At 61.2% G+C, this 22,779-nt stretch carries 24 protein-coding genes; 12 read left to right on the forward strand and 12 right to left on the reverse strand.

Annotated features, from left to right (window positions below; all coding sequences use genetic code 11):
* Positions 1 to 127 precede the first annotated feature (127 nt).
* The 7 genes from NW858_RS11095 (at position 128) to NW858_RS11125 (ending at position 6,818) form a co-directional block, all read left to right on the forward strand.
* Complete coding sequence (locus NW858_RS11095; RefSeq protein WP_414520501.1) at positions 128 to 625, forward strand: hypothetical protein; 498 nt, start codon at positions 128 to 130, stop codon at positions 623 to 625.
* Positions 626 to 678: 53 nt separating this feature from the next.
* Positions 679 to 2,325, forward strand: coding sequence for a CTP synthase (locus tag NW858_RS11100; RefSeq protein ID WP_414520502.1), 1,647 nt, complete (start codon positions 679 to 681; stop codon positions 2,323 to 2,325).
* Between the two features lie 31 nt (positions 2,326 to 2,356).
* Complete coding sequence (locus tag NW858_RS11105; protein WP_414334739.1) at positions 2,357 to 2,518, forward strand: DUF2256 domain-containing protein; 162 nt, start codon at positions 2,357 to 2,359, stop codon at positions 2,516 to 2,518.
* Between the two features lie 40 nt (positions 2,519 to 2,558).
* Complete coding sequence (locus NW858_RS11110; RefSeq protein WP_414334740.1) at positions 2,559 to 3,014, forward strand: phosphate-starvation-inducible PsiE family protein; 456 nt, start codon at positions 2,559 to 2,561, stop codon at positions 3,012 to 3,014.
* Positions 3,015 to 3,255: 241 nt separating this feature from the next.
* Positions 3,256 to 3,735, forward strand: coding sequence for a peptidylprolyl isomerase (locus tag NW858_RS11115; RefSeq protein ID WP_414520517.1), 480 nt, complete (start codon positions 3,256 to 3,258; stop codon positions 3,733 to 3,735).
* A gap of 86 nt (positions 3,736 to 3,821) precedes the next feature.
* A complete protein-coding gene (gene gvpJ, locus NW858_RS11120) occupies positions 3,822 to 5,105 on the forward strand; it encodes a gas vesicle protein GvpJ (RefSeq protein WP_414520503.1) in 1,284 nt (427 codons plus the stop codon).
* A gap of 144 nt (positions 5,106 to 5,249) precedes the next feature.
* Complete coding sequence (locus tag NW858_RS11125; RefSeq protein ID WP_414520504.1) at positions 5,250 to 6,818, forward strand: NAD(P)H-quinone oxidoreductase subunit N; 1,569 nt, start codon at positions 5,250 to 5,252, stop codon at positions 6,816 to 6,818.
* A 156-nt stretch (positions 6,819 to 6,974) separates the two neighbouring features.
* On the opposite strand, the gene NW858_RS11130 is transcribed toward NW858_RS11125, so the two are convergent.
* From NW858_RS11130 to NW858_RS11155, 6 genes are all read right to left on the reverse strand, one after another.
* Entirely contained in the window at positions 6,975 to 7,544 is a 570-nt protein-coding gene (locus tag NW858_RS11130; RefSeq protein ID WP_414520505.1) for a photosystem I assembly protein Ycf4, read from the reverse strand.
* Positions 7,545 to 7,857: 313 nt separating this feature from the next.
* Positions 7,858 to 9,012 carry an S-layer homology domain-containing protein gene (locus tag NW858_RS11135; protein WP_414520506.1) on the reverse strand — a complete coding sequence of 385 codons (1,155 nt, stop codon included), beginning with the start codon at positions 9,010 to 9,012 and terminating at the stop codon, positions 7,858 to 7,860.
* Positions 9,000 to 9,314: a DUF3181 family protein gene (locus NW858_RS11140; RefSeq protein ID WP_414520507.1), complete on the reverse strand. Its 315-nt coding sequence runs from the start codon at positions 9,312 to 9,314 to the stop codon at positions 9,000 to 9,002. Before NW858_RS11140 ends, NW858_RS11135 begins: the two co-directional genes overlap by 13 nt.
* Positions 9,315 to 9,365: 51 nt before the next feature.
* Positions 9,366 to 9,959, reverse strand: a complete 594-nt coding sequence (locus NW858_RS11145) for a hypothetical protein (RefSeq protein ID WP_414347695.1) — start codon at positions 9,957 to 9,959, stop codon at positions 9,366 to 9,368.
* A 36-nt stretch (positions 9,960 to 9,995) separates the two neighbouring features.
* Positions 9,996 to 10,556: an anti-sigma factor family protein gene (locus NW858_RS11150; RefSeq protein ID WP_414520508.1), complete on the reverse strand. Its 561-nt coding sequence runs from the start codon at positions 10,554 to 10,556 to the stop codon at positions 9,996 to 9,998.
* A 2-nt stretch (positions 10,557 to 10,558) separates the two neighbouring features.
* A complete protein-coding gene (locus NW858_RS11155; RefSeq protein ID WP_414333379.1) occupies positions 10,559 to 11,221 on the reverse strand; it encodes a sigma-70 family RNA polymerase sigma factor in 663 nt (220 codons plus the stop codon).
* A 173-nt stretch (positions 11,222 to 11,394) separates the two neighbouring features.
* Here NW858_RS11155 and NW858_RS11160 point away from each other — a divergent pair, with 173 nt between their 5' ends.
* The 3 genes from NW858_RS11160 (at position 11,395) to NW858_RS11170 (ending at position 14,767) form a co-directional block, all read left to right on the forward strand.
* Entirely contained in the window at positions 11,395 to 12,147 is a 753-nt protein-coding gene (locus NW858_RS11160; protein ID WP_414520509.1) for a Crp/Fnr family transcriptional regulator, read from the forward strand.
* 31 nt (positions 12,148 to 12,178) lie between these two features.
* Positions 12,179 to 12,673 carry a DUF427 domain-containing protein gene (locus NW858_RS11165; protein WP_414333382.1) on the forward strand — a complete coding sequence of 165 codons (495 nt, stop codon included), beginning with the start codon at positions 12,179 to 12,181 and terminating at the stop codon, positions 12,671 to 12,673.
* Between the two features lie 99 nt (positions 12,674 to 12,772).
* Positions 12,773 to 14,767 carry an SH3 domain-containing protein gene (locus NW858_RS11170; protein WP_414367832.1) on the forward strand — a complete coding sequence of 665 codons (1,995 nt, stop codon included), beginning with the start codon at positions 12,773 to 12,775 and terminating at the stop codon, positions 14,765 to 14,767.
* Between the two features lie 42 nt (positions 14,768 to 14,809).
* Here NW858_RS11170 and NW858_RS11175 read toward each other — a convergent pair whose 3' ends face one another.
* The 3 genes from NW858_RS11175 to groES form a co-directional block, all read right to left on the reverse strand.
* Positions 14,810 to 15,595: a DUF429 domain-containing protein gene (locus NW858_RS11175; RefSeq protein WP_414367833.1), complete on the reverse strand. Its 786-nt coding sequence runs from the start codon at positions 15,593 to 15,595 to the stop codon at positions 14,810 to 14,812.
* Between the two features lie 323 nt (positions 15,596 to 15,918).
* The gene (groL, locus tag NW858_RS11180) at positions 15,919 to 17,553 is read right to left on the reverse strand and encodes a chaperonin GroEL (protein WP_414520510.1); all 1,635 of its coding nucleotides are present in this window, start codon (positions 17,551 to 17,553) and stop codon (positions 15,919 to 15,921) included.
* A gap of 98 nt (positions 17,554 to 17,651) precedes the next feature.
* Positions 17,652 to 17,963: a co-chaperone GroES gene (groES, locus tag NW858_RS11185; RefSeq protein WP_011433225.1), complete on the reverse strand. Its 312-nt coding sequence runs from the start codon at positions 17,961 to 17,963 to the stop codon at positions 17,652 to 17,654.
* 248 nt (positions 17,964 to 18,211) lie between these two features.
* On the opposite strand from groES, the gene NW858_RS11190 reads away from it, so the two are divergent.
* Positions 18,212 to 19,024, forward strand: a complete 813-nt coding sequence (locus NW858_RS11190) for a PhzF family phenazine biosynthesis protein (protein WP_414348662.1) — start codon at positions 18,212 to 18,214, stop codon at positions 19,022 to 19,024.
* A 55-nt stretch (positions 19,025 to 19,079) separates the two neighbouring features.
* On the opposite strand, the gene NW858_RS11195 is transcribed toward NW858_RS11190, so the two are convergent.
* A complete protein-coding gene (locus NW858_RS11195) occupies positions 19,080 to 20,063 on the reverse strand; it encodes an apocytochrome f (protein WP_414520511.1) in 984 nt (327 codons plus the stop codon).
* 250 nt (positions 20,064 to 20,313) lie between these two features.
* Positions 20,314 to 20,832, reverse strand: a complete 519-nt coding sequence (locus tag NW858_RS11200) for a cytochrome b6-f complex iron-sulfur subunit (RefSeq protein ID WP_414333394.1) — start codon at positions 20,830 to 20,832, stop codon at positions 20,314 to 20,316.
* Positions 20,833 to 20,985: 153 nt separating this feature from the next.
* On the opposite strand from NW858_RS11200, the gene NW858_RS11205 reads away from it, so the two are divergent.
* On the forward strand, positions 20,986 to 21,303 hold the full coding sequence (locus tag NW858_RS11205) for a DUF3067 family protein (protein ID WP_414520512.1): 318 nt from the start codon (positions 20,986 to 20,988) through the stop codon (positions 21,301 to 21,303).
* Positions 21,304 to 21,306: 3 nt separating this feature from the next.
* On the opposite strand, the gene NW858_RS11210 is transcribed toward NW858_RS11205, so the two are convergent.
* Positions 21,307 to 22,653 carry a hypothetical protein gene (locus NW858_RS11210; RefSeq protein WP_414348657.1) on the reverse strand — a complete coding sequence of 449 codons (1,347 nt, stop codon included), beginning with the start codon at positions 22,651 to 22,653 and terminating at the stop codon, positions 21,307 to 21,309.
* Positions 22,654 to 22,779 lie beyond the last annotated feature (126 nt).

The following is a 22,779-nucleotide window of genomic DNA, read 5'->3' on the forward strand; positions in this document are numbered from 1 at the left end:
GGTGCGCAGACAGCCCCCGCCCTTGACCGTCCTTGGCAGCAGAGGGCAGGCTTTTCCCTCTGCTTTTGAGGAGAGAGACTCAGTAGAGTAATTCCAGCTAGATCAAAAACTTTGCCAGGAATTGCCCATGAAGTTCATTTTCCCTCTCTGCTTGGCTGGATCCCTATTGTCTGCCCAGGCACAGGGGATCACCCCTCTTTTCCCAGAAACTTCCCGAACTCCTATCCCGGTGGAGCCGCTGCCCCCCAGCCAGGATATTCCCACCCTGCCGATCGTGCCGGATCCCCAACCCCGACCGGCCCCCCCTGGATCCCGGAGACCGCTGCCCAGGGGCAGTTTTGAAGAGGTGAGCCGCTACTTCCGCGATCTCAACCGGGCCAAAAACCTGGCCCGCCAAGCGGCTGAAATTGCCAACGGGGGCTTGCAGCGCTACCGCGCCGAAGCTTCTATGCACGGGGCGGCCATCGACGCGCCGTTTGAAGAGTTTGCAGATGCCTGGATCTTCACCTTCCGCGGCGGCGAGCCTGGCTTTACTCAGCCCAGCATCGAAACCCAGGTGCGGGTGGATCGGCGCACCTTCCAGACCACCATCCTCTACAACGGCCCCATCCGTTCTCTGCGCTAATGGGATCCCCGCCATCCCTGGCATAATTCAGAAGAGGGCAAGGGATCCGGGGTATGACCAAGTTTGTCTTCGTCACCGGCGGAGTCGTCTCCAGCATTGGCAAGGGGATTGTGGCGGCCAGCCTGGGGCGTCTGCTCAAGTCCCGCAACTACACTGTGTCGATTTTAAAGCTGGATCCCTACATCAACGTGGATCCCGGCACCATGAGCCCCTACCAGCATGGGGAAGTGTTCGTCACCGACGACGGCGCCGAGACGGATCTGGACTTGGGCCACTACGAGCGCTTCACCGACACCAACATGTCCAAGCTCAACAACGTCACCACCGGCGCCATTTACCAGGCGGTGATCCACAAAGAGCGGCGGGGCGACTACCAGGGCAGCACAGTGCAGGTGATCCCGCATGTTACGCAGGAGATCAAAGAGCGCATCCGGCGGGTGGCGCGCGAGACCAACCCCGACGTGGTGCTGGTGGAGGTGGGGGGCACGGTGGGGGACATCGAGTCGCTGCCCTTTTTGGAGGCCATCCGCCAATTTCGCAAAGATGTGGGCCGTGCCAATGTGGCCTACGTGCACGTGACCCTGGTGCCTCTCATCAGGGCGGCGGGGGAGATGAAAACCAAGCCCACCCAGCACTCGGTCAAGGAGCTGCGCTCGATCGGGATTCAGCCGGACGTGTTGGTGTGCCGCTGCGAGCAGCCCCTGCCCCGCGGCCTCAAGGAGAAGATCTCCGAGTTTTGCGACGTGCCGGTGGAATGTGTCATCCAGGCCCAGGATGCCCCCAGCATCTACGATGTGCCTTTGGTGCTGGAGCAGGAAGGGTTGGCGCAGCGAGTTTTGCAGATCCTCAACCTGGATCCGCAGCAGCCCGACCTGCGCGAGTGGGAGCTCTTGGTGCAGCGGCTGCACCACCCTCAAGAGCGGGTAGAAATTGCCATTGTCGGCAAATACGTGCGCCTCACCGATGCCTACCTCTCAGTGGCGGAAGCCCTGCGCCATGCGGGCCTGGCCCTCAATGCCGGCGTTACCTTGCGCTGGATCTCTTCTGAAGAAGTTGAGGAGCGGGGGCCAGAAGCCCTGCTGGCCGGTGTGGACGGCGTGGTGGTGCCGGGGGGGTTTGGCAGCCGGGGCATCGAGGGCAAGGTGGCCACCATCCGCCATGTGCGCGAGCGGGGCATCCCCTTCCTAGGCCTGTGTCTAGGCATGCAGTGTGCGGTGATCGACTGGGGATGCCACATTGCCGGTCTAGAGCGGGCCAACAGCTACGAGTTTGATCCCGACACCCCCCACCCCGTCATTAGCCTGTTGCCAGAGCAGAAAGATGTGGAGCACTTGGGGGGAACCCTGCGCCTGGGCCTCTACCCCTGCCGCATCTTGCCCAACACCCTGGCGGCCAAGCTCTACGGGGAAACGATTGTCTACGAGCGGCACCGCCATCGCTACGAGTTCAACAACGCCTACCGCAGCCTATTGCTGGATTCCGGCTACGTCATCAGCGGCGTCTCGCCCGATAACCGCCTGGTGGAAATCATCGAGCTGCCCAGCCACCCTTTCTTCATTGCCACCCAGTTCCATCCCGAGTTTCGCTCCCGCCCCAACCGCCCCCATCCCCTCTTTTTGGGATTGATCCAAGCTGCCCTGCACAACCGTTCCCGGCCGCAAGCCTTGCAGTTGCAGAACACAGGGCAGTTATCTGGTTAAGTTATCCAAGGGTTGTTGTTTCCAGCGCGCCATGCCCCGCCACCGGAAGAAGTCGGATTTGCCGAGCAAAATCTGTCTCACCTGCGGCAGGCCCTTCACCTGGCGCAAGAAGTGGGCCGACTGTTGGCCGGAGGTGAAATACTGTTCTGAGCGGTGTCGCAACCATCGCTCCAAGGGATCCCGATCCTCCTAGACGTCTGGGGCAGATAATGGGGTCGTCAAAGGGAGGTGGCATGCGGTTTCTCAAGTGGCTCTTGCACAATCCTCACGAAACGGAAGAGGAGGATCCCTTTCTGCGGGCCATTACCCGCCTAGAAAGTCTGATCTCGAAGCTGCTTTCCATCTTGATGATCGGGCTGATTGGGGTGGCCGTGGTGGATTTGGCCCGCTTCCTGGTGGCCGATCTGCTGCAGGAGCCGACTGGCTTTTTCTCCACCACTTTGATCGAGATCTTCGGCCTTTTTTTGAATATCCTGATCGCGCTGGAGATTCTGGAGAACATTACCGCCTACTTGCAAAAGCAGGTGGTGCAGGTAGAGCTGGTGATTGTGACTTCTTTGATCGCGGTGGCGCGCAAGATCATTATTTTCGATTTTGAGAAGCTGGGGGGCCTGGATCTCATTGGGCTGGCAGCAGCGACGCTAGCTCTCTCCGTCAGCTACTGGCTGGTGCGACGAGCCAAGCCTTGATCCCTGTCGAGCGAAGGGCGGGCCTGGACAAATCCTGATAGGATAGGGGCGGAGCTTTCTGGCAAGAGAGATGCGCGTGCCCTCAGGGGTTGCCCACCTGTTGAAGCTAGCTGTGCTGGCGGTGCTGCTTTGGGTGGGATCTGGCTTTCTTCCCGCTCTGGCCCGCCCGCATTCTTCTTACGATTTGCTCCTGGCACAACAGTTGGGCAAAACCGTGAAAACCTACAACAGTCCCCCGCCAATGGTGATCGACCCGGCCAAGTCCTATACAGCCACGCTGGAGACCACCGCCGGCACGATGGTTTTGGAGCTGTTCCCACAGGAAGCTCCCCTGACAGTGAATAATTTTGTCTTCTTGGCCAATGATCACTTCTACGACGGCGTCATCTTTCACCGGGTCATTCGGGGCTTCATGATTCAGGGCGGGGATCCCACTGGCACGGGGCGAGGCGGGCCAGGCTACCGCTTTCCCGATGAGCCGGTGCAGCGCTCCTACGCGCGAGGAACCTTGGCCATGGCCAACGCCGGCCCCAACACCAATGGCAGCCAGTTCTTCATCATGCATGCCGACTACCCGCTGCCGCCCAACTACACGATCTTTGGCCAACTGATCGAGGGGGAGGACGTGTTGGATAAAATTGCCACGGCGCCCACAGGCCCTCAGGATCGCCCCTTGAACCCGGTTGTGATCAAGTCTGTTCGTATCTCGGAATCAGACTAGGTTGGGCCAATCCGGCGAAACAGTTTGGTTAAATTAACTTGGCCTCTGGCCCCATTTTTGCAACTTGCTCTATGGGGGACTCAGTTATGGAGTTCGCTAGGCCCCGGCGAGTGTCCCCCCGCATTCTAGTTCTGGATTTTGACGGCGTGCTCTGCGACGGACGGGCGGAGTACTTTGCTTCTTCCTGTCGAGTTTGTAGTCAGGTGTGGGGTTTGGCCCCTGCCCAGTTGGAGCCATTGCGCCCTGCCTTCGACCGCCTGCGACCCCTAATCGAGACCGGCTGGGAGATGCCTCTGCTGCTGTGGGGGCTGCAGCAAGGGATCCCAGAGGACGCTTTGCGCCAAGACTGGCCCGGCTGGCGTCAGCGGTTGTTGCAGCAGGCGGGGGTTTCCGAGCGGGCTTTGGCCCAAGCCCTGGATAAGGTGCGGGATCGCTGGATCGAAGAAGATCTCCAGGGCTGGCTGGGGCTGCACCGCTTTTATCCAGGGGTGACGGCCTGGATGCGCCAGATCCAGGCTGCCGGAGAGCCGCGCCTGGCCATTCTCAGCACCAAAGAGGGGCGGTTTATCCAGCAGCTTTTGCTCCGCGAAGGGATCCAACTGCCGCGCCACCGTATTCTGGGCAAGGAGGTGCAGGCCCCCAAGGCCACCACCTTACAGCGGCTGCTAGCAGCGACCCAGGTAGCGCCTGAGGAACTCTGGTTTGTCGAGGATCGCCTGCAGACGCTGCGCCAGGTGCAGAGCGTACCGGAACTGGAGCAGGTGCTCTTGTTTTTAGCCGACTGGGGCTACAACCTGCCGGAGGAGCGGGAAGAGTCCGTTCGGGATCCCCGTCTCCATTTGCTCAGCCTAGAACAGTTTTGCCAGCCCTTTGAGCAGTGGTTGGCCCTGCCTGTTCCTTCCCCTCGCCTTGCTGTCAGCCCGGCCAGCCCGGAAGACTTCACCCCTGGCCGGAAACGCCCGGAAGCCGGTTTGGCCTCGCTGGTGCTGACCTTGGTGGAGCTGCTGCGGCAGTTGATGGAAGCTCAGGTGGTACGCCAGATGGAAGCCAATCGCCTCTCTGCAGAGCAAATTGAGCGGGCCGGCAGCAGCCTGCAAGCCCTGCGCCAGCAAATTCGGCAACTCTGCGCCCTGCTGGAGATCGACCCAGCGGATCTCAACCTGGACTTGGGAGATCTGGGCTCTCTCTTGCCCCGCCAGGGGGACTACTACCCCGGCCAACCCCACGGCGAGGGATCCCTGCTGGAGTTGTTGGATCGGCTGATCCACACCGGCATTGTCATCGACGGCGAGATCGACCTGGGGCTGGCGGACTTGGATCTCATCCACGCCCGCCTAAAACTGGTGCTCACCTCTAGCGCCAAGCTCTAGCGGGGCTGTGATCAAGAGTGGCCTGAGCATTGAGAGTCTTGATTGAGATAATTGGGAGAAGCCATGCCTGAAGAGAGAAGAGAGCCCAGAAATCGCGGTATGCTGGCTTTGGATCCCGTTAACCTCTCTTCATAGTCTTCTCCTATGGATGTCTTCGCCCCAACCGGAAACCTGCATGCTGATGCTATCTGGCCGGAAGTGGTAGTTACCCTCACGCTGTTGATCGTCTTGGTGGTGGATCTGGTGGGTGGGTCGGCGGCGCGCAAAAATCTTCCGATCCTCTCCATCTTCGGCTTGATCGGAGCCTTGGTGACCTTGGTGTTGCAATGGCAGCAGCCCCAATTGGAGAGCTTCTTGGGCAGCTTTGCGGCGGATCCCGTGAGCATTCTCTTCCGCGGCCTGGTGGTGGGGACGGCGGCCCTGACGGTGATGATGGCGGAGCGCTACATCGCCCAGGCGGGGACACCCACTGGCGAGTTTTATGTGCTGCTGCTCACGGCCACCTTGGGGGGCATGTTCCTCGCCGGGGCGACGGATTTAATCATGGTGTTCGTCTCCTTGGAAACGCTGGGCATCGCCAGCTACCTGATGGCTGGCTACACCAAGCGGGATCCGCGTTCTTCCGAGGCAGCCCTGAAGTACCTTTTGACGGGGGCCAGCAGCACGGCCATCTTCCTCTACGGCATGTCGCTGCTCTACGGCCTGTCGGGGGGGCAGACCCAATTGGCGGCCATCGCGCCCTACCTGGCCAATGCCGGCCTGGTGGGGATCCTTGCCTTGGTGTTCTGCCTGGGCGGCATTGGCTTTAAGTTGGCGGCGGTGCCTTTTCACCAGTGGACTCCTGATGTTTATGAGGGATCCCCGACGCCGGTGGTGGCCTTTTTGTCGGTGGGATCCAAAGCGGCAGGTTTTGCCCTGGCCATTCGCTTTTTGGCTACCGTCTTCCCGGCCATGACGGAAGAGTGGCGGGCGGTGCTCTCGGTGCTGGCCATTTTGACCATGGTGCTGGGGAACGTGGTGGCCATCGCCCAAACCCGCCTCAAGCGCCTGCTGGCCTATTCTTCCATTGGGCAGGCGGGTTTTGTCTTGATTGGGTTGGTGGCGGGCACCGAAGCGGGCTATGCCAGCTTGATTTTTTACCTGATGGTCTATTTGGCCATGAACCTGGGAGCCTTTCTCTGCGTCACCCTGTTCAGCCTCAAGACTGGCACCGACGAAATCAACGAGTACAGCGGCCTCTATCAGAAGGATCCCTTCCTCACCCTTTGCCTGAGCATTTGTCTACTCTCTCTGGGCGGGTTGCCGCCGCTGGCGGGCTTTTTCGGCAAGCTCTATCTTTTCTGGGCCGGCTGGCAGGCAGGGGCTTACACGCTGGTGCTGGTGGGCTTGGTGACCAGTGTCATCTCCATCTACTACTACGTGCGGGTGGTGAAAACCATGGTGGTAAAAGAGCCGCAGGAGATGTCGCTTTCGGTGCAAAACTACCCTGAGACGAACTGGCAGGCCGAAGGCATGCCGGCTTTGCGGGTGGGCATGGTGCTGACGCTGGTGGCCACGATCTTTGCCGGGATCCTCTCCAATCCGCTCTTTACTCTCTCCACCCAGGCGGTGGAGCAAAGCCCGTTTTTGGGGTTCCCGACAGCCCAGGCTTTTGCTCCAGAGGTGACCAGCCCTTCTCTGACAGTTGCGGGACGAGTCCTAGACCTTTCTTGAGCACTCTGTAAGGCAGGGATCCCTCACCCCCAACCCCTCTCCCTTCGGGAGAGGGGAGTTTACTTGGACAATTGACCCGATGTTGTTGAGCCGGTTTCTGGGCTATCTCAATTCCTGGGATCCCTGACCAGCAGCCGTCCACAATCCAAGAGAATTTCAAATACCCTCTAGGCTGACATTGAGAAAGCGGGCGATCTCGGCTGCTTGGTTTTCGATCTCGGCCAGGGGAGGGGGCTGGCCAACGCCGGTGAGGGGGATGTCGCCGCGTCCTTTCACCCGCAAGTAGATAACTCGGCGGGGGTTGAGGCCTTCTCGCAGCTCGACCCGCAGGCTTTGCACCTCGGCAAAGTCGTATTCCAGCCGCACCTCGCGGTTTTTGCCCGGAAAGCCCTGCCGCACCAGGGTTATCTTCTGGGTGCGGCGGTCGAACTCGTTGTAGCCGCCTCCCAGGTTCCAGTACAGGCTCAGCCATTGATACAGCCCCGCCAGGGATCCGAGCACACCGTAAAAGAGCATGGCAATGCCCTGGGGAATGAACACCAGGCTGGCGGGATCGGAAAAGGGAAGCAAGTTGCGGTGGAAATAGCTGGAAAGACCGGCCAGGGTAAAGCCCAGCCCACCCCCTGTCAGCGCCACCGCCCAAAAGTAGACGCTGGGCCGCCGCGACCCAATCACGGTGTAGCGCAGCAGCTCTTCAGAGCGAATTTCGGGAATGGTTGCAGACACAGACGGGATCCCTGTCGATTTTCCTGGCTTCTCCCATTTTATTTAATTGCAAACTAGAGCGAGACACTTCCCAAGCGCTCCGCGCCGCTAACGCGACCACCCCATCTCCCAAGGGGAGAGGGGAGTTGGGGATAGTAGCGCGTTCGCGACAGCGTTGCGTAGCAATAACGACGTAGAGAGCGGCAACAGATCCTTTCCCGCCTTCTACAACAAGAGTCGCGGGGATCCTGGCTCCCCCTTGAGCGGTTGGATCTTTGCAATGAGCGCCAGCGCTTTAGACCTCTCTGCTCCCGCAGCTTGGGATCCCTCTAATTCAGGGTTGAGGCTGGCGCGGCGTAACGATTTCCCCTGCCCCTGGAGCAACTGCTGGGATCCTGAGTGGTGGGGATGGCTCAGGGTTGCTAGCAGCGCCGGGAGAGGGTTCGCCCTCAGGGGTGGGAGCGGGGGAAGGGGTCGGGTCTGGTTCGGCAGCAGGGGGAGAAGGCTCAAGATCGAGGGGCTTGGCTGCGGGAGTTGCGGTTGGCAAGGCAGCTTCTTGAGTCGTCCGCTCTCCAAAGGCCGACAGGGCAATTGCCGCTTCCCCGCGGCTGACCGGCTCAAAGGGGTTAAAGGTGCGGATGGGGCCGAAGGTGCGCAACACGGTGGAAGCATTCTCCAGGCCGCGATCCGCCACCAGGGGGGCAACCGCCTCCTCAGGGATCTGCGCCGCATCGGTAAAGCCCCAACGCTCCTCCAGCTCTAATCGGGATCCCTTGATTTGGCCGGGAGGCAAATCCAGAGGTGCCTTCATGCGGATCAGCTCTGCCCGCGACAGCAGGCTGTTGGGGCGAAACTCGCGGTTGGCGTCTCCGCTAACGATGCCGGCAGCTCCCAGGGCCTGGATGTAGCGAAAGTTGGGATCCTCCTCCGGCACATCCAAAAAGAGGGGGCGCTCGCTGGCGGATCCCAAACGGATTTGGCGGCTGGGCTGGTCGGCGTGAATGGCGTTGTTGGCCAGCACCAACCAGCGGGCAAATTCGCCGCGACGAACGCTGCGCTGCGGCTGAAACTCACTGCCAACAACATCGGCAAAGACCCCCAGCCGATCCAAATCAGAGACAGCACGGGCCACCAGGGATCCGGGCTCCAGATCCGCAAAGCGGCTGCTGACCTGGCTGGGCGGAGGCGTGAAGGAAGCAGGGGGAGTCGCAGGAGCAGAGGGGACAGAGGTAGAGGAGGAGCGGGATCCCGGCAGAGGCGTGGGCGTCTCCGGTTGGTCTCCAGAGGGGAAGGTAGGCAGGCTCACCGGTCGCACCGCTCGTTGCAGCCGTTCTCCCCACTCGGTTCCCTGACAGGCCGACAACAGCCCCAGCAGCAGGACAAAACCAGCGGCCCTGAGCCAGGTGCCGGCTGGAGGCAGCGATCGCCTAGACTGCTTGAACCGATTGAGCTGATGCTGCAATGCTTTCTCCCCCTCTACTGAGCCCATTTGCGGCTGAACTCCTCCAGCACATCCAGTAAGTTCAGCAGGCTTTGCATGGGCAGCAGATCCGCCAGGGGCAGCTCTTTGCGCCCGCCCCCCACTTTCACCGGGATCCCTTGCAGGATCTCTGTAACGGCATTCTCATCCACCTTGCCTGCCATCACCTGGGGAGCCAGTCGCTCTGCCAAAACGGTATGCAGGTGGGCATCCCGCAGGTAGAGGTGCCACCGGGCCACATCGATGTAAACTTCCTCGCCAATGGCAGCGGCCAATTGCTCGATCTCCGGGTTGCTGGGCACTTGGGCCATTGCTCAGCTCCGTCAGTGGTTGCCCTCTGCCGATCATAACCTGCTCCCACCTCAGGGAGAGCTGGCGGCAGAGCGGCCCGGTAGAGGCAGGGCAAAGTTCTCCTGCAACTGCCGCAGCAGCAACAGGTGCTCCAGCGCCAGGCGATCCCGTTCTGTGCGCAACTGGCTCAGTTGGGCCTGAATTTGACGGATATCGGCCTCGTCAGAGTCCCAGTCTTGCAACAGGCGGTAGAGGCGCTCTTGTTGGTTGGCAATCTGCCGGTTCAGGCGGGCCAGGCGGCGGTTGAACTCCCTATCCATTGCTTCTGCCAGCTCGGGATCCGGCAGCAGGGCCAGGTGATCCCAATGGATGCCCAAGTCGGCCAAGGTTGGTGAGGGTGGATCCAACTCCTTAAGGAGGGGGAAATCGGGAAAAGGCGATAGCTCTATCCCGGGAGAGGTCGGTTGGTTTTGGGCGGGGGTGGGAGTGAGACGGGATCCCGGTGAGGGCAGGTTGGTGGGCTCCAGGGCATTGGGATAGGGACGTGAGTCCTGCGGCGCTGCAAAATGGCTGCCACTGGGGTCAGCCTGGGCTGGCAGGGATCCCAGACTGCATAGCCAAAGGCAAACCGCCAGACCGCAAGCTCTGCGAACGGCTTTTTCCACCCTCCACTCCTCAATCTTTCTCAAGCCTGCTCAGCATCATTCCCAGTCCCCCTCGGCTTCGAGGTTCGGCGTTGTCTCAAACAAAATCGAGTAGGCATCTTGTTTTTGCCCCGGCTCGAATAGGTAGTGCTGGGCAACGCGAGCAGAGGCAGGCACGATGGCCACCCGCACCGGCGGATTTTCTAGCGATACCAAGGGCTGAGGATGCGACCAACGCCATCCCGCCCAGCCGGCTCCCGCCAAGGCCACCACAGCGGCTGCCACCCGTCCCCAAGGGGTGCCCCTGCGCCACCGCCAGCCCAGATCGAGCGCCGGCCTTTGGTCCAGCTCCTCGAACACGTGGCTGATCAGCAGCTCTGTCTGGATGGGATCCAAAGTTGGGGCCTTGAGATTGGCCAAACCGGCCTGCAAGGCTGCCAGTTGGCTGTACAGTTGCCGCGCTTGGGGATCCCTGGCCAGCCAGTCTTCCACCTGCCGCGCTTCTTGAGAGGACAACTCCCCATCCAGGTAGGCGCTCAACTGTTCAAAGCGCTCCTCCACCAGCGGCATCTCCTGCTGGGAATCCCTGGGATCGGGGTTGCGGTTGCGGCGAACCATGGTCATTCACCGTTGAGGTAGGGTTTTAGGGTGGATTGTAAGCGGGCGCGGGCGCGGGCAATGCGAGACTTAACGGTGCCCAAAGACACGCCTGTGATCTCGGCAATTTCCTCGTAGGCCATCCCCTGAATTTCCCGCAGCAGGATTGTCTGGCGAAAAACCTGAGGCAGGTCGCGGACGGCCTGGTGCAACTGCTCGTAAAACTCGCAGGTGGTGAGGTGCTCATGGGGGCTGGGGCTCTCGCTGGGCAGCTCCCATTCCATCTCACTGTCTCGCATTGCAATCGGCGCATCCAAAGAAAGAGGCTGCTGCTGCCGCTTGCGCCTGCGCAGCTCGTCATAGAACAGGTTGGTGGCAATCCGCCCCAACCAACTGCGAAATTTCGCCGGCTCCTGCAGCCGCTTTAGGTGGCGGTAGGCCCGGATCCAGACTTCCTGGGCCAGGTCGTGCCGGTCGGGCCAGTCCGGGGCGAGGTGGTAGAGCACCTTGTCCACATGGGCCTGGTGACGACGCATCAGCTCAGCAAAGGCCTCGCGGTGGGGCTGGGATCCCTGCTGACAGAGCAGCACCAGATCCCCATCAGCGAGCTTTTCGGGCCGCGCAGGCACGTTCTTCACCGAGACCGACCAGCGCTGGCCAGTGATGTCGCTGAGGGCAGCATCCATAGGCATCCATAGGTTATTGAACGACGGAGGGATCCCCTCCCAAGCAGAACCTCTGTTTCCTGACGCAACGGGGGAAGTTAGGTTCCCTCTCCCGATCTTGGCTCAAGGGGGCAGGGCGGTGCGAGAACCCTCTGCAGGATAGCCCTTGAGCCGGCGGCTGGGCTACAGTGGGCTTGCGGTACGGTCAACCTCCCTCCGGCATGACTCCTGATGTCTCTGCTGCCCTCCTCTCCGAGCTCAAGGTGGTGCCGACGCTGGCGGAACTTTCGGCAGCGTCCTTGCAATGGCTGGGATCCCAGGTGAAGCTGCGGGATATTGCGGCAGGACAAGCGCTCTTGATGCAGGATGCCTGGGGCAGTGTGGTTTATCTGATCCTCTCTGGCTGGGCCAAGGTGCGGCGGCCTGTGCGGATCGGCACAACAGAAGGGATACAAAGCAGCGCCCAAACCTTGGCTTTGCTCGGGCCGGGCGCTTGGGTGGGGGAAATGGCGGTACTGGACGAGGCCCCCCGCTCGCGGGATGTGCTGGCCCTGACCCCGGTGCGGGCTGTCGGGATCCCGGCGGCCACCTTCAAGGCGCTGATGCTGCAGGAGCCGCACCTGTGTTACCAGCTAGCCCGCAGCCTCTCCCGCCGCTTGCGCCTGGCCAATTTGCAGGCCGATCTGGATCGACAAAGCCCCCCGCTGCGGGTGGTACATGCGCTGGTGCAACTGGCAGAGGCCTTTGGCGAGAAGACCGCCCAGGGAATGCGCATTGTTTACCCTCCCCTCCAGGATTTGGCCGATATCAGCCAGGTCAGCCGAGAGGCAGCGGCGGCGGTGCTGGGCCGTCTGCAGCAGCAGGGGGTGATTCAGGTGTTGCCGGAGCAACAGTCTCTGCTGCTGGTGCAGTACGCCAAACTGGTAGAGGCCAGCCGTCTGCTTTAGGTGCTGTCAGATCCTGCTTTGGAGACTGCCCATGCGCCCCCAGCCCATCCCGCCCCGGCCCGGACAAGAATCCGTCTGGGACTACCCGCGCCCGCCCCGCTTGGAGCCCACCGCCGAGCGGGTGGAAGTGCTCTTCAACGGCGAGCTCATCGCCCACAGCTGCCGCTGCTACCGTATCCTGGAAACCAGCCACCCGCCCACCTACTACATTCCCCCCAGCGACGTGCGGCTGGAGTATCTCCGCCCCAGCGCCCGCACCTCCTTCTGCGAGTTCAAAGGAACTGCCCGCTACTGGACGATCCAGGTCGGCTCCCAAGTGGCCGTGGATGCCGCCTGGAGCTATTCGGATCCCAGCCCAGAGTTTTGGCCCATCCGCGACTACCTTGCTTTTTATGCGGGCCGCGTGCAGGAGTGCCGGGTGGATGGAGAGCGAGTTCGGCCCCAGCCGGGAGATTTCTACGGCGGCTGGATTACCTCCAAGGTCGTAGGCCCCTTCAAGGGGGAGCCGGGGAGCTGGGACTGGTAGGTTCTAAGCAAGAGGGGATCCCTTTTGCTGAGGAAAAGACTACAGTTAAGTCGAGGCGGGTTCAGGGATCCAACGCGATTAGGAGAGCCGACAACAGCCATGACGGTGCGAGTGCCCCTCGACTACTACCGAGTTTTGATGCTGTCGCCACGGGCGGACGAGCATCAGATCGAGCAGGCCTACCGGGAGCGGCTCGATCCCAAACCGGGCGAGCGCTCTTGGCTGCTGGGGTTTTCGCCGCAGGCCGTGGCAGCTCGCGCTCAGCTTATCCAAGAGGCAGCCTCGGTGTTGCTTAACCCAGAGGCGCGACGAAACTACGACGAACACCTCATGCCGGCGGATCCCACCCTGACGGTGGAAGAGACCCTCTTGCCAGGCGTGCTGTGTTTGTATTGCGAAGCCGGAGACTACCAAGCGGCTTTGGATTTGGCTCAACAGATGTTGGGGCAGGGCCACCCTGCCCGTTCCGATGCCATTTTGGCGCGGGCCATCGCCCGTTTGGAGCTGGGCCGGGAAGCCTGGCAGCAGGGATCCTACGAAGAGGCGGCGCGTTCTTTGCAGGCGGGCCTGGCCGAGCTGGAGGAGTACCAGGCCTTTCCGCAGATGCAAGCAGAGTTCCGCCTTGATCTGGGCAAGCTGCGCCCTTACCGCATTTTGCAACTCCTCAGCCACGAGGCCAATGTTTTCTCCCGAACTGGCCAAGAGGCTGCCGATGCGAACGGGGAGCGACAGCAGGGACTGGCTCTCCTCAAAGCCATGCTGGACGAACGGGGCGGCATCGAGGGGATGGGTCAAGATGGCTCTGGCCTCAGCACCGAGGATTTCCTGCGCTTCATCCAGCGGGTACGTCGCCACCTCACCCTCAAAGAACAGCAGGAGTTGTTTGAGCGGGAGGCTGAGCGTCCCTCGATGGTGGCCGCCTACTTGGCCGTGCAGGTATTGCTGGCAGCAGGGTATCTGGAAAATCGTCCGGCCCTGGTGCGGCGTGCCCGCGGTTACCTGGTTCGCTTGGCGCAACGACAGGATGTGCATCTGGAGCAGGCCATCTGCAGTCTCTTGCTGGGACAAACCGAAGAGGCGCTCGAACATCTGCGCTCCACCCAAGAAGCAGAGGCCTTGCAGTTTATCGAAGAACACTCCGCCGGCTCCCCCGACCATCTGCCGGGTCTGTGCCGCTTCACAGAAAGGTGGTTTCAAGAGGAGGTGTTCCCAGAGTTTCGTGGCCTGGAAACTGCCCAAGCGACTTTGCAAGCCTACTTCGACAACCCCCAAGTCCAAGCCTACCTGGACGAGATGCCCAGCCGCGAAGACCCGCCGGCAGGGATGCTATCTCCGCGAGCCCCCTATCCCCCCCCTCATTTGCCGGCTATGGTGGGTGGCCCGCGACTGCTTGAGCAGACTCAAGAATGGCCTCGCCCACCCTCCCCCTTGCAAGGGGGAGGAACCATGCCCGAACCCCCGCGCCTCTCGGATTTGCCCTCTTACCGGGGCACCCCTAGGCCGGGTGTCTCTGCCCTTGCGGATCCCGCCAGCGGGACGGAGTCCTTTGAGGGGCTCCCTGCTCAGAACCCAGGTTTGCAGGATGGGGAACGTTACCGCCGCAGCCGCCTGGGATCCCGCCGTGGCCGGAGTGAGCGCCCTGCCCTTCCCGCCGGCATTCGTTTGGCCGGGGTGGTTGGTGTCGGCATCCTCTCCCTGCTGATCATCTGGCAAATGCTGCGGGGCCTGTTCACGCCACCGCCGGCGCCACCGCTGGAGCAGCCCCAGGTGCAAGTTGAGCAGCCGCCGGTTGCCCTCAGCCGTCCTGATCAGGCAGAGCCCACTCCTGAACCTGAGCCCACCGGCCCTCTGGCCGAGTGGCAAGGAGTCCAACAGGTGCGGGTGATCTCCAACGATGGCATCAACATCCGCCAGCAGCCCAGCCTGAGGGGAGCCATTGTCGGGACAGCCCCCCGCCAAGCTCTGCTGCGGGTGGTAGAAGTGCAAGCCGGCGAAGGACAGGTGCCCGTCTGGTTGCGCGTCGAGCGAGATGGGGCTCCGGGGGGATGGGTCGCTGCCCAATCCGGCTCAACCCGTTTGGTGGAACGGCCCTGAGCTGTCGGCTTTTGCTCTCTTGTTCAGGGGTTCGGCGGCCTATCAGCCCTTTGAGATGGGCAGGGGCGTGAAGATGTGTCCTTCTTGCAGGCTGCCGAAGCTGTGGCAGCGCTCGGATCCCCAGCGAAAGCCGTAGAGGGCGATGTAGGCGCACATCAGGGCATCGATTTGGTCTTCGTAGTTTTTGAGTTGGCGGCCCCTAAGGGATCCCACCTCCACCTGGAGCAGGGTTTCGTGGCCGCGCAGGGCAGGGTCGGCGTTGGTCAGGGAGCGCAGGTGCTGCCGGTAAAGTTGCCAAGCTTGTTCCCGTTCCGGCCAACTGCGTCGAGGGCGGGCCTTGTATTTCAGGGTGCGGCGGAGGCCGAAGAGGCTCACCATGGCGCTGTGGGGGAAGACTTCGGTGATCTGGCGGGCCAAGGATCCCCGCTCGATGCTGGCCTGCTCCCGAAAGCCATGGCGGGAGAGGGCTTGCACCAGGGCTTCCCCTCGCACTTGGCCGTTTTTTTCTAAGAGCCGGCGGTTGGCCGGGTGGGCGCCGGCGGCGTAGGCGCGAAATACTCGGTTCAACTCGGCTTCGGCCCGCCGCTGGCCGCTGAGGTTGGGGACGCGCAAGGGGGCGTCCACCGCCACCAGGCAGGGATCCCCTCCGGCTTGGGCTTGGATGTAGTCCACAATTTCCGGGTCGGTCTGCAGGATGCGACTGTCCAGCAGGCGGCCCGTCAGGTTCTGGGCTTTGGCATCCCCCATTTCGACCTGCAACGTCGCCACCCCAGAGGGGTTGCGGTTTGACCAGGCCAGGTCTAGGCCAATACAGATTAACCGAGCCATACCGCTTTCCCCTTTTCCACACGCTCGATCGAGGATTCCCTCACCCCCAGCCCCTCTCCCTGAGGGAGGATCCCTCACCCCCAGCCCCTCTCCCTCAGGGAGGGGGGAGTAGGGTTCCCTCGCTGTTCGACTGCCAGTAGCGCCCTCGCACGGCCTCTATCCAATTTGGAACCGTCCTCTAACATCCACCTCAAAACCTAAGAAGGGATCCCGCTAAGGGGGATCCCGAAAGATCTATCCTATTCAGGGCAGTGGACTACGAACCGGCGAGGCAGTAGGTTTTCTGATGAGTGGAGAAACCTCACCCTGCCCTCGCCAGAGGATTAGTAGTCGTAGTCACCCATGCCGCTGCCGCTGCTGGCCGGCGTGTTGGTTTTGGGCTCGGGCTTGTCCACCACGATCGCTTCGGTGGTGAGCACCATGCTGGCAATCGAGGCAGCGTTTTGCAGAGCAGAACGGGTCACTTTGGCCGGGTCAACGATACCCGCTTCAAACATGTCCACATAGGCGTCGTTCTGGGCATCGTAACCCACCGTGAAGGGTTTCTCTTTCACCCGCTCCAGCACGATCGAGCCGTTCTGACCAGCATTCTCGGCAATGCGGCGCAGCGGAGCGCCCAGCGCACGGGCAACCAGGTTGGCCCCCACCAGTTCATCGCCGGACAGGTTGGCCTGCGCCCACTCGGTGACCACCGGCATCAGGTGCGCCAGGGTAGTGCCGCCGCCCGGGACGATCCCTTCTTCCACCGCCGCTTTGGTGGCGTTGATGGCGTCCTCCAGGCGCAGCTTGCGATCCTTCATCTCGGTTTCGGTGGCCGCGCCCACTTTGATCACCGCCACACCGCCGGAGAGCTTGGCCAGGCGCTCCTGCAGTTTTTCTTTGTCGTAGGTGGAATCGGTTTCTTCAATTTGGCGACGGATTTGCTCGCAGCGGGCTTTGACAGCCGCTTCGTTGCCTTCCGCCACGATGGTGGTGTGGTCTTTGGTTACCGTGACGCGACGGGCCGAGCCGAAGGAGTCAAGACGGGCGTTCTCCAGCTTCAGGCCGCGTTCTTCGCTGATGACTTCACCGCCGGTGAGGATGGCGATGTCTTCCAGCATGGCCTTGCGGCGATCCCCAAAGCCAGGCGCTTTCACCGCTACCACGCTCAGCACGCCCCGCAGCTTGTTTACCACCAGGGTGGCCAGGGCTTCTTTCTCGATGTCTTCGGCGATGATCAGCAGCGGACGACCGGCGCGGGCCACTTGCTCCAGAACCGGCACCAGGTCTTGCACCAGGGTGATTTTCTTATCGGTAATCAGGATGTAGGGGTTTTCCAGAACCGCCTCCATCCGCTCCGTGTCGGTGACGAAGTAGGGAGAGATGTAGCCTTTGTCAAAGCGCATCCCCTCCGTCACTTCCAGCTCGGTGGTCATGGACTTGCCTTCTTCCAGGGAGATCACCCCTTCGCGGCCCACTTTGTCCATGGCCTCGGCAATCATGCGGCCCACTTCCTCATCGTTGCCGGCGGAAATGGACGCTACTTGGGCAATGGCTTTGGAGTCTTCCACTGGGCGGGCATGTTCGGCAATTTTGTCCACCAGGAACCTCACCGCCTTGTCAATGCCGCGCTTGAGGGCAATCGGGTTGGCGCCGGCGGCTACGTTTTTCAGCCCTTCTTTAACCATGGCATGGGCCAAGACGGTGGCGGTGGTGGTGCCGTCACCAGCCGTGTCGTTGGTCTTGGAAGCCGCCTGACGGATCAGGGAGACGCCGGTGTTTTCAATGTGGTCTTCCAGCTCGATTTCTTTGGCGATGGTTACCCCATCGTTGATGATTTGGGGCGCGCCAAATTTTTTCTCCAGTACAACGTTGCGCCCTTTGGGGCCAAGAGTAACGGCTACTGCTTCTGCCAATACATCCATGCCGTGCTCAAGGGCGCGACGAGCGTCTTCGCTGAAAATGATCGATTTGGCCATAGTTAACCTCTGACGTACAAACGCCGGTAAGGGTGAAACAAAGACTCAACGGCTCGACTGCTGAATTGCAGTTGAGTTGCTACCGAAGCACTGATGAATTACTGAACAATGGCGAGAATGTCCCGCTCGGCCAGCAGCACATATTCATCGCTGCCCAGCTTCACTTCTGTGCCGGCGTACTTGGAGTAGAGCACTTTATCGCCGGCCTTCAGTTCCATCGGGATCAATTTGCCCTCGTCATTGCGCTTGCCAGGCCCAACTGCGACCACTTCCCCCACTTGGGGTTTTTCTTTGGCGGTATCGGGCAAAAAGATGCCACCCGCCGTTTTTTCGTCCTGCTGGGCAATCTTGACCAGCACGCGGTCGCCCAGCGGCTTCAGGGTAGAGACGTTCAGAGCTACTGCAGCCATGACAATTTTCCTCCGTGATCCGAAAGCACGAAGCTGAAGGGTTTAACTTATGAGTCGAGACCTTAAGCTTGTGCAAATCGAGGTTTTAGCACTCTCGACTTACGAGTGCTAGTTTATCAGCCAACTTTCTGGCCTGACAATAGCCCCTGTGGGCGGGATCCCGCTTTTGGGCAGGTACGGTTGGGTACGGATCTCTCTACTTCTGGGCCTGTTGTGGGATCATGGCCTGAGGGGGGTGGAGCAAGCAGGTGCGGATCCCGTTTTTTCAAGTAGATGCCTTTACGGCGGTGCCTTTTGGGGGCAACCCGGCGGCGGTGTGTTTGCTGCCCCAGGAGCTGCCGGCAGCTTTGATGCAAGCGATTGCGGCGGAGAACAATTTGTCGGAGACGGCTTTTTTGCTGCCCCAGGGATCCCTGGGCGCTGTTCCCCACTATGGGCTGCGCTGGTTTACTCCGACGACGGAAGTGGATCTCTGTGGCCATGCCACCTTGGCCGGTGCCTATGTGCTCTTGACCGAGGTGCACCCGGAAGCTCAGGAGGTGGCCTTTTCCACCCGCAGTGGCCGGTTGTCGGTGCGGCGGCAGGGGGAGCGGCTGGCGATGGATTTTCCCGCCCAGGCTCCCCAGCCCTGGCCGGAAGCGCAAGAGCAGGTGGCAGCGGCTTTGGGGATCCCACCTGTAGATCTGTGCCGCGGAGGCATGGGTATGGCGGTGCTGGCTTCGGCCCAGCAGGTGCAGCAGGTGCAGCCGGATTGGGCCCAGGTTCAGGCGCTCCCCGTTTCCGGCTTGATCGTCACCGCCTCTGGGGAGGATCTGAAGGATGGGCCGGATTTCGTCTGCCGCGTTTTCGCCCCCCAGTTGGGGATCGTGGAGGATCCGGTGACGGGATCTGCCCAGTGTCTTTTGATGCCCTATTGGTCGAGGCGCCTGGGCCGGGCTGAGCTCAAAGCCCGCCAGCTCTCGACGCGGGGAGGCGAGCTGTGGTGCCGCGATCTCGGCCCTCGTGTGGAGATTGCCGGCCAAGCGGTGTTGGTGATTGTGGGAGAGCTGCGGATCCCCTAGAAAAAAGCACCCCGGCTGGTTCCGGGGTGGTGGAAAAAGTATTGGAACGGTTGGGCTAGCCCAAAAGTTCTGCCGCCTGAATGAGTTCCACTTGCTTTTTCTTGAGCACCAGCAGGAGCTGGGTGATGGCCACCGCTGCCAGGAAGGCCACCAGCCATTTCACCCGATCCGGGCTTTGCAACACCAGATCCCGCTCTGCTTGGCCAAAGCCGCCCACGTTGGGGTTGTTGGTGACCGGATCCCCCTCTTGGACGCTGTCGCCCACGTTAACCACCAACTCCGGCCCCGGCGGCACTACCAAGTTTTGGATCCCGTTTTCGGTCTCGAAACTGAGCACCCGCGTGCCCGGCAACTCGTATTCGGGCGGCACTAGGGCAGCCAGCTCAGCTGGCAGGTCGCTGAGATCCGACTCGACGGTGGCAATGCTGGCCAGGCGACCGGTGGCGGGAGCGCGGAAGACGTTGTTGTTGCTGAGGCTGCCGTCGGGGTTGATCTGGCCACGACCGCGGTTGGCGCCGACATAGACCCGATATTTCATGAAGGCCACCGAGGAATCCTCTTTCGGGTCAGGCGCTACCACCGGGAAGACGATTTCCTGGTGTTGCTCGCCGGGCAAAGGGCCCACCAGAAGGATATTGGGCTTCTCGTCGCTGTAGGGGGTGATGTAGGTCTCGGCGGTTTCCTGCCGCTGTTCCTCGGTCATCTCCTCTTCGGTAGCCAAACGGAAGCCCTCCGGCAACACCACCACAGCACCCACATTCAGCCCGCCTTTGCTGCCATCCCCCAGCACCTGCTGTTTGCTCAGGTCATAAGGGATCCCGACCTTGATGGTGAACACCTGGCCAGGGGTAACCGCCTGCGGCACTTCGGCACGGGCGGGCATGGCGTTCAGGTGGCAGTTGGCGCAGACAATTTTTCCGGTGGCCTCGCGGGGGTTGTCGTAGGCCATCTGGGCGTAATAAGGGTAGGCTGCCGCCGGACGGGATCCCATCCCCAGAAACAGCAGCAGCGCACACACGGCTAAGCAAATTCGCTTCATAAGTTCAGCTCAGAATGGATTGCAATCACAGTTTTGGAACACAATTGAGGAAGAGCGATCTCGATCATTCGCCCCACCTCGCTCGGCAGAAGCTGACCTAACCACAAGCGGCTCACCTCGCCATCGGGATCCTGACTCACCGTTTTAAAAGGACTCCATCCCGCTGGCACGACCGGGAATTCAGTTAACCTCAGTTAACAGTTGAACCCAATTGCCGCCGTAGAGCTGTCGGGATCCCTTGCTCCTTCAGCTAGGCCTCGCGGAAATCGGGGCCTTGCCAGGGGCTGAAGCGAACGTTGTCGCCATCCACTGTGGCGCTCACCAGCTCCAGCGAGCGGGGAGCCGGCCCCCGGATCACCTTGCCGTTGGCCGCGTACTGGGATCCGTGGCAAGGGCACTTAAACAAGTTTTCTCCCACATTCCAGGGCACCACACAGCCGAGGTGGGTGCAAACAGCATTGAGGCCGTAATTGGCCACCGCCCCGTTGTCGATCACGATATAGGTGGGATCCCCCTTTAAGCCTTGGGCCAGCACCCGATCCGTGGCGGCATGGGTGGCCAACAGTTCACTGACGCTGATGGGCTTGCCGAGGGCGTCCTGAGCGATGAGGCCCTCACCCCCTCCCCCGGACGAGGGCGGAATAAAATACTTCACCACCGGGTAGAGGGCGCCCACCACCACCACTCCCACCGAGCCACTGAGCAGGGCATTCAGAAAAACCCGCCGGCTCATGGGGGGGGCTTCAAAGTTGCTAACCGCTTCCGTCATAATGGCAAATGCAGACCTGAGAAGTTTTAACGTTCGTTGACAAGCGACACCATCCTAACCGACCCCTTTGGCCAATATCGTTAAGAAATGCAACGGTGAACCCAAGGCCTTCAGCCTACCCGGCAACATTGAAGCCAGTCTCAAGCCAGTGCGATGACGGGATCCGAATTTCAAGCTTTGCTGCAAGACAAGTGGGGCTGCTCCTACGACGTGCAGTTGCGGCGTATCCAGCAAAAGGTGGTGTTGCTGGTGATGTGGCGCTACCTGGAGCAGCCCTCTTTTCCCTTGAGCGAGGCCGAGTACCTGGCCCACTTGGAGAAGGTGATGGCCCATTTACAGGCTTGGGGGGTGTGGGAAACCGTGCGCCGCGAAATCGAAGCCACCCGTCAGAGGCCTCGCATGGGCAAAGCGGTGGCCATTCCTCTAGATTTGCAAAAGGTGGGGGAGCGGGCCTCCGAGTGGTTGCTGTAAGTCCTAGAGGGGACGCTGCTTGCGCACTGGTTTGGTTTCGGGGCGATCCTCCTGAGCTTCTGATTCCAGTTCCAGCAGCGTGCGGAATGCCGGCTCGTCCAGACGGTAGTCCCGCTGCTCGATCAGATCTCGGTCGGTCGAGTAAATGGTGTCGGACTCGGACACAACTTCCTGACGGCGGAAGCGGCGGGCAAAGTTGAGTTTGCGCAGCAGCGCCTCTGTGGGACGCTTCAGTTGCTCTCGCCAAAGCTGCCGGATGCGATTGCGCCGCTCCACCCCTTGATTGCGAATTTGCAAGGCCAGCCAGCGAACGGCAGGCACGGCCAAAAACAGCGTGCCGTAGAGGAAGAGGAATCCAATCAGCGGGTAGATAAACGCCAAAAAGGCGTTGCTGCCGGCGGCGGCGGCCACCTCTTCCCGCGCTCCGTAGAGAATGGCGGCCAGAAAGAAATTGAGCACCCCCAATCCCCCCGCCAGGGTCAGTTGACCAGGTGTAGCCCGGCTAAACACCCAGGGTTTCTCTTGCAACACTTCAGGGATCCCCTTGGGCTGGCGCTCTGAGGCGGCCACCTGCAGCTCCGGGAAGCGGTAGACGATATCCCCGTCGTCGCTCACCTCCGGCTGACCGTCGAACTTGAGCAAAATCGGCAGCATGTAGTCTTCATACTCCAGGGCCGGGGATCCCGGCTCCACATCCAGATAGGGCAACACCTGCTCTGCTGTGATCACCCCTCCATTGGCGCGAATCAGTTGGCCGATGAGGGCATAGCGCTCCTCCTCTAGGTTGGCATTGGGATCCCCATCCCCAAACAGGAAGCTGTACACCGCCTCCAAAAAGTTCATCTCTGCTTGTTCCTGGCGGGGGCGCGCCCGACCGGAATAGTCCCTGTAGTAGTAGGGATAGGGATCCCAGAAGGGGTTGCCAACCCAAAGGTTGGGAAAGTAGTAAAACCCTATCCCCCGCGACCGGCTGCGATTGTCCTCCTCGCGGCTACTGGCCATCTGCAGAGCAATCAAGGCCAAAACGATCAAAACAATCGACACCACCAGCAGGATGCCAAAGGAGATGCGCAGCCCATAGAGAAAGCCCCCCCACAGCTTGCGACGCAGGGCGGCAAGCCGATCCTGCTGCTCTTTGCGCTTGAGAATGCTGCGAAAATCAGGCGGGAAAACGTAGGCGATCTCCCCCTGCCGGGAAACTTGCAGATGCCCCTCCGCCTTTTGGGCCAAATTCAGCAGCTCTTGTTTGGCCTCGTGTAAAGATAGGCCCGTGCTGGAGGCAATATCTCCCAGAGTGACCCGCAGGCCCAACTGTTCTACTGCGTCCATCACCAATGTTTGGGTAGCCACTCTTAACCTCCGCTTTTCGCCGAGACGCGCCGGGGAGCCTATCGGAACCCTTGACCCCGATCCGCTCCCGCATCGATCTATTTCCAGTATCTCCCCTCAACTCCGCGGCGGCGAGGGTCGTTGTTC

This window comes from Synechococcus sp. H55.10 (assembly GCF_047502715.1).
GTDB lineage: Bacteria > Cyanobacteriota > Cyanobacteriia > Thermostichales > Thermostichaceae > Thermostichus.

Bases quoted from the DNA above. Each gene is read 5' to 3' on its own strand.
- NW858_RS11095 (WP_414520501.1), top strand. From the start codon at position 128: ATGAAGTTCATTTTCCCTCTCTGCTTGGCTGGATCCCTATTGTCTGCC.
- NW858_RS11100 (WP_414520502.1), top strand. From the start codon at position 679: ATGACCAAGTTTGTCTTCGTCACCGGCGGAGTCGTCTCCAGCATTGGC.
- NW858_RS11105 (WP_414334739.1), top strand. From the start codon at position 2,357: ATGCCCCGCCACCGGAAGAAGTCGGATTTGCCGAGCAAAATCTGTCTC.
- NW858_RS11110 (WP_414334740.1), top strand. From the start codon at position 2,559: ATGCGGTTTCTCAAGTGGCTCTTGCACAATCCTCACGAAACGGAAGAG.
- NW858_RS11115 (WP_414520517.1), top strand. From the start codon at position 3,256: ATGGTGATCGACCCGGCCAAGTCCTATACAGCCACGCTGGAGACCACC.
- gvpJ (WP_414520503.1), top strand. From the start codon at position 3,822: ATGGAGTTCGCTAGGCCCCGGCGAGTGTCCCCCCGCATTCTAGTTCTG.
- NW858_RS11125 (WP_414520504.1), top strand. From the start codon at position 5,250: ATGGATGTCTTCGCCCCAACCGGAAACCTGCATGCTGATGCTATCTGG.
- NW858_RS11135 (WP_414520506.1), bottom strand. From the start codon at position 9,012: ATGGGCTCAGTAGAGGGGGAGAAAGCATTGCAGCATCAGCTCAATCGG.
- NW858_RS11140 (WP_414520507.1), bottom strand. From the start codon at position 9,314: ATGGCCCAAGTGCCCAGCAACCCGGAGATCGAGCAATTGGCCGCTGCC.
- NW858_RS11150 (WP_414520508.1), bottom strand. From the start codon at position 10,556: ATGGTTCGCCGCAACCGCAACCCCGATCCCAGGGATTCCCAGCAGGAG.
- NW858_RS11155 (WP_414333379.1), bottom strand. From the start codon at position 11,221: ATGGATGCTGCCCTCAGCGACATCACTGGCCAGCGCTGGTCGGTCTCG.
- NW858_RS11165 (WP_414333382.1), top strand. From the start codon at position 12,179: ATGCGCCCCCAGCCCATCCCGCCCCGGCCCGGACAAGAATCCGTCTGG.
- NW858_RS11170 (WP_414367832.1), top strand. From the start codon at position 12,773: ATGACGGTGCGAGTGCCCCTCGACTACTACCGAGTTTTGATGCTGTCG.
- NW858_RS11175 (WP_414367833.1), bottom strand. From the start codon at position 15,595: ATGGCTCGGTTAATCTGTATTGGCCTAGACCTGGCCTGGTCAAACCGC.
- groL (WP_414520510.1), bottom strand. From the start codon at position 17,553: ATGGCCAAATCGATCATTTTCAGCGAAGACGCTCGTCGCGCCCTTGAG.
- groES (WP_011433225.1), bottom strand. From the start codon at position 17,963: ATGGCTGCAGTAGCTCTGAACGTCTCTACCCTGAAGCCGCTGGGCGAC.
- NW858_RS11195 (WP_414520511.1), bottom strand. From the start codon at position 20,063: ATGAAGCGAATTTGCTTAGCCGTGTGTGCGCTGCTGCTGTTTCTGGGG.
- NW858_RS11200 (WP_414333394.1), bottom strand. From the start codon at position 20,832: ATGACGGAAGCGGTTAGCAACTTTGAAGCCCCCCCCATGAGCCGGCGG.
- NW858_RS11205 (WP_414520512.1), top strand. From the start codon at position 20,986: ATGACGGGATCCGAATTTCAAGCTTTGCTGCAAGACAAGTGGGGCTGC.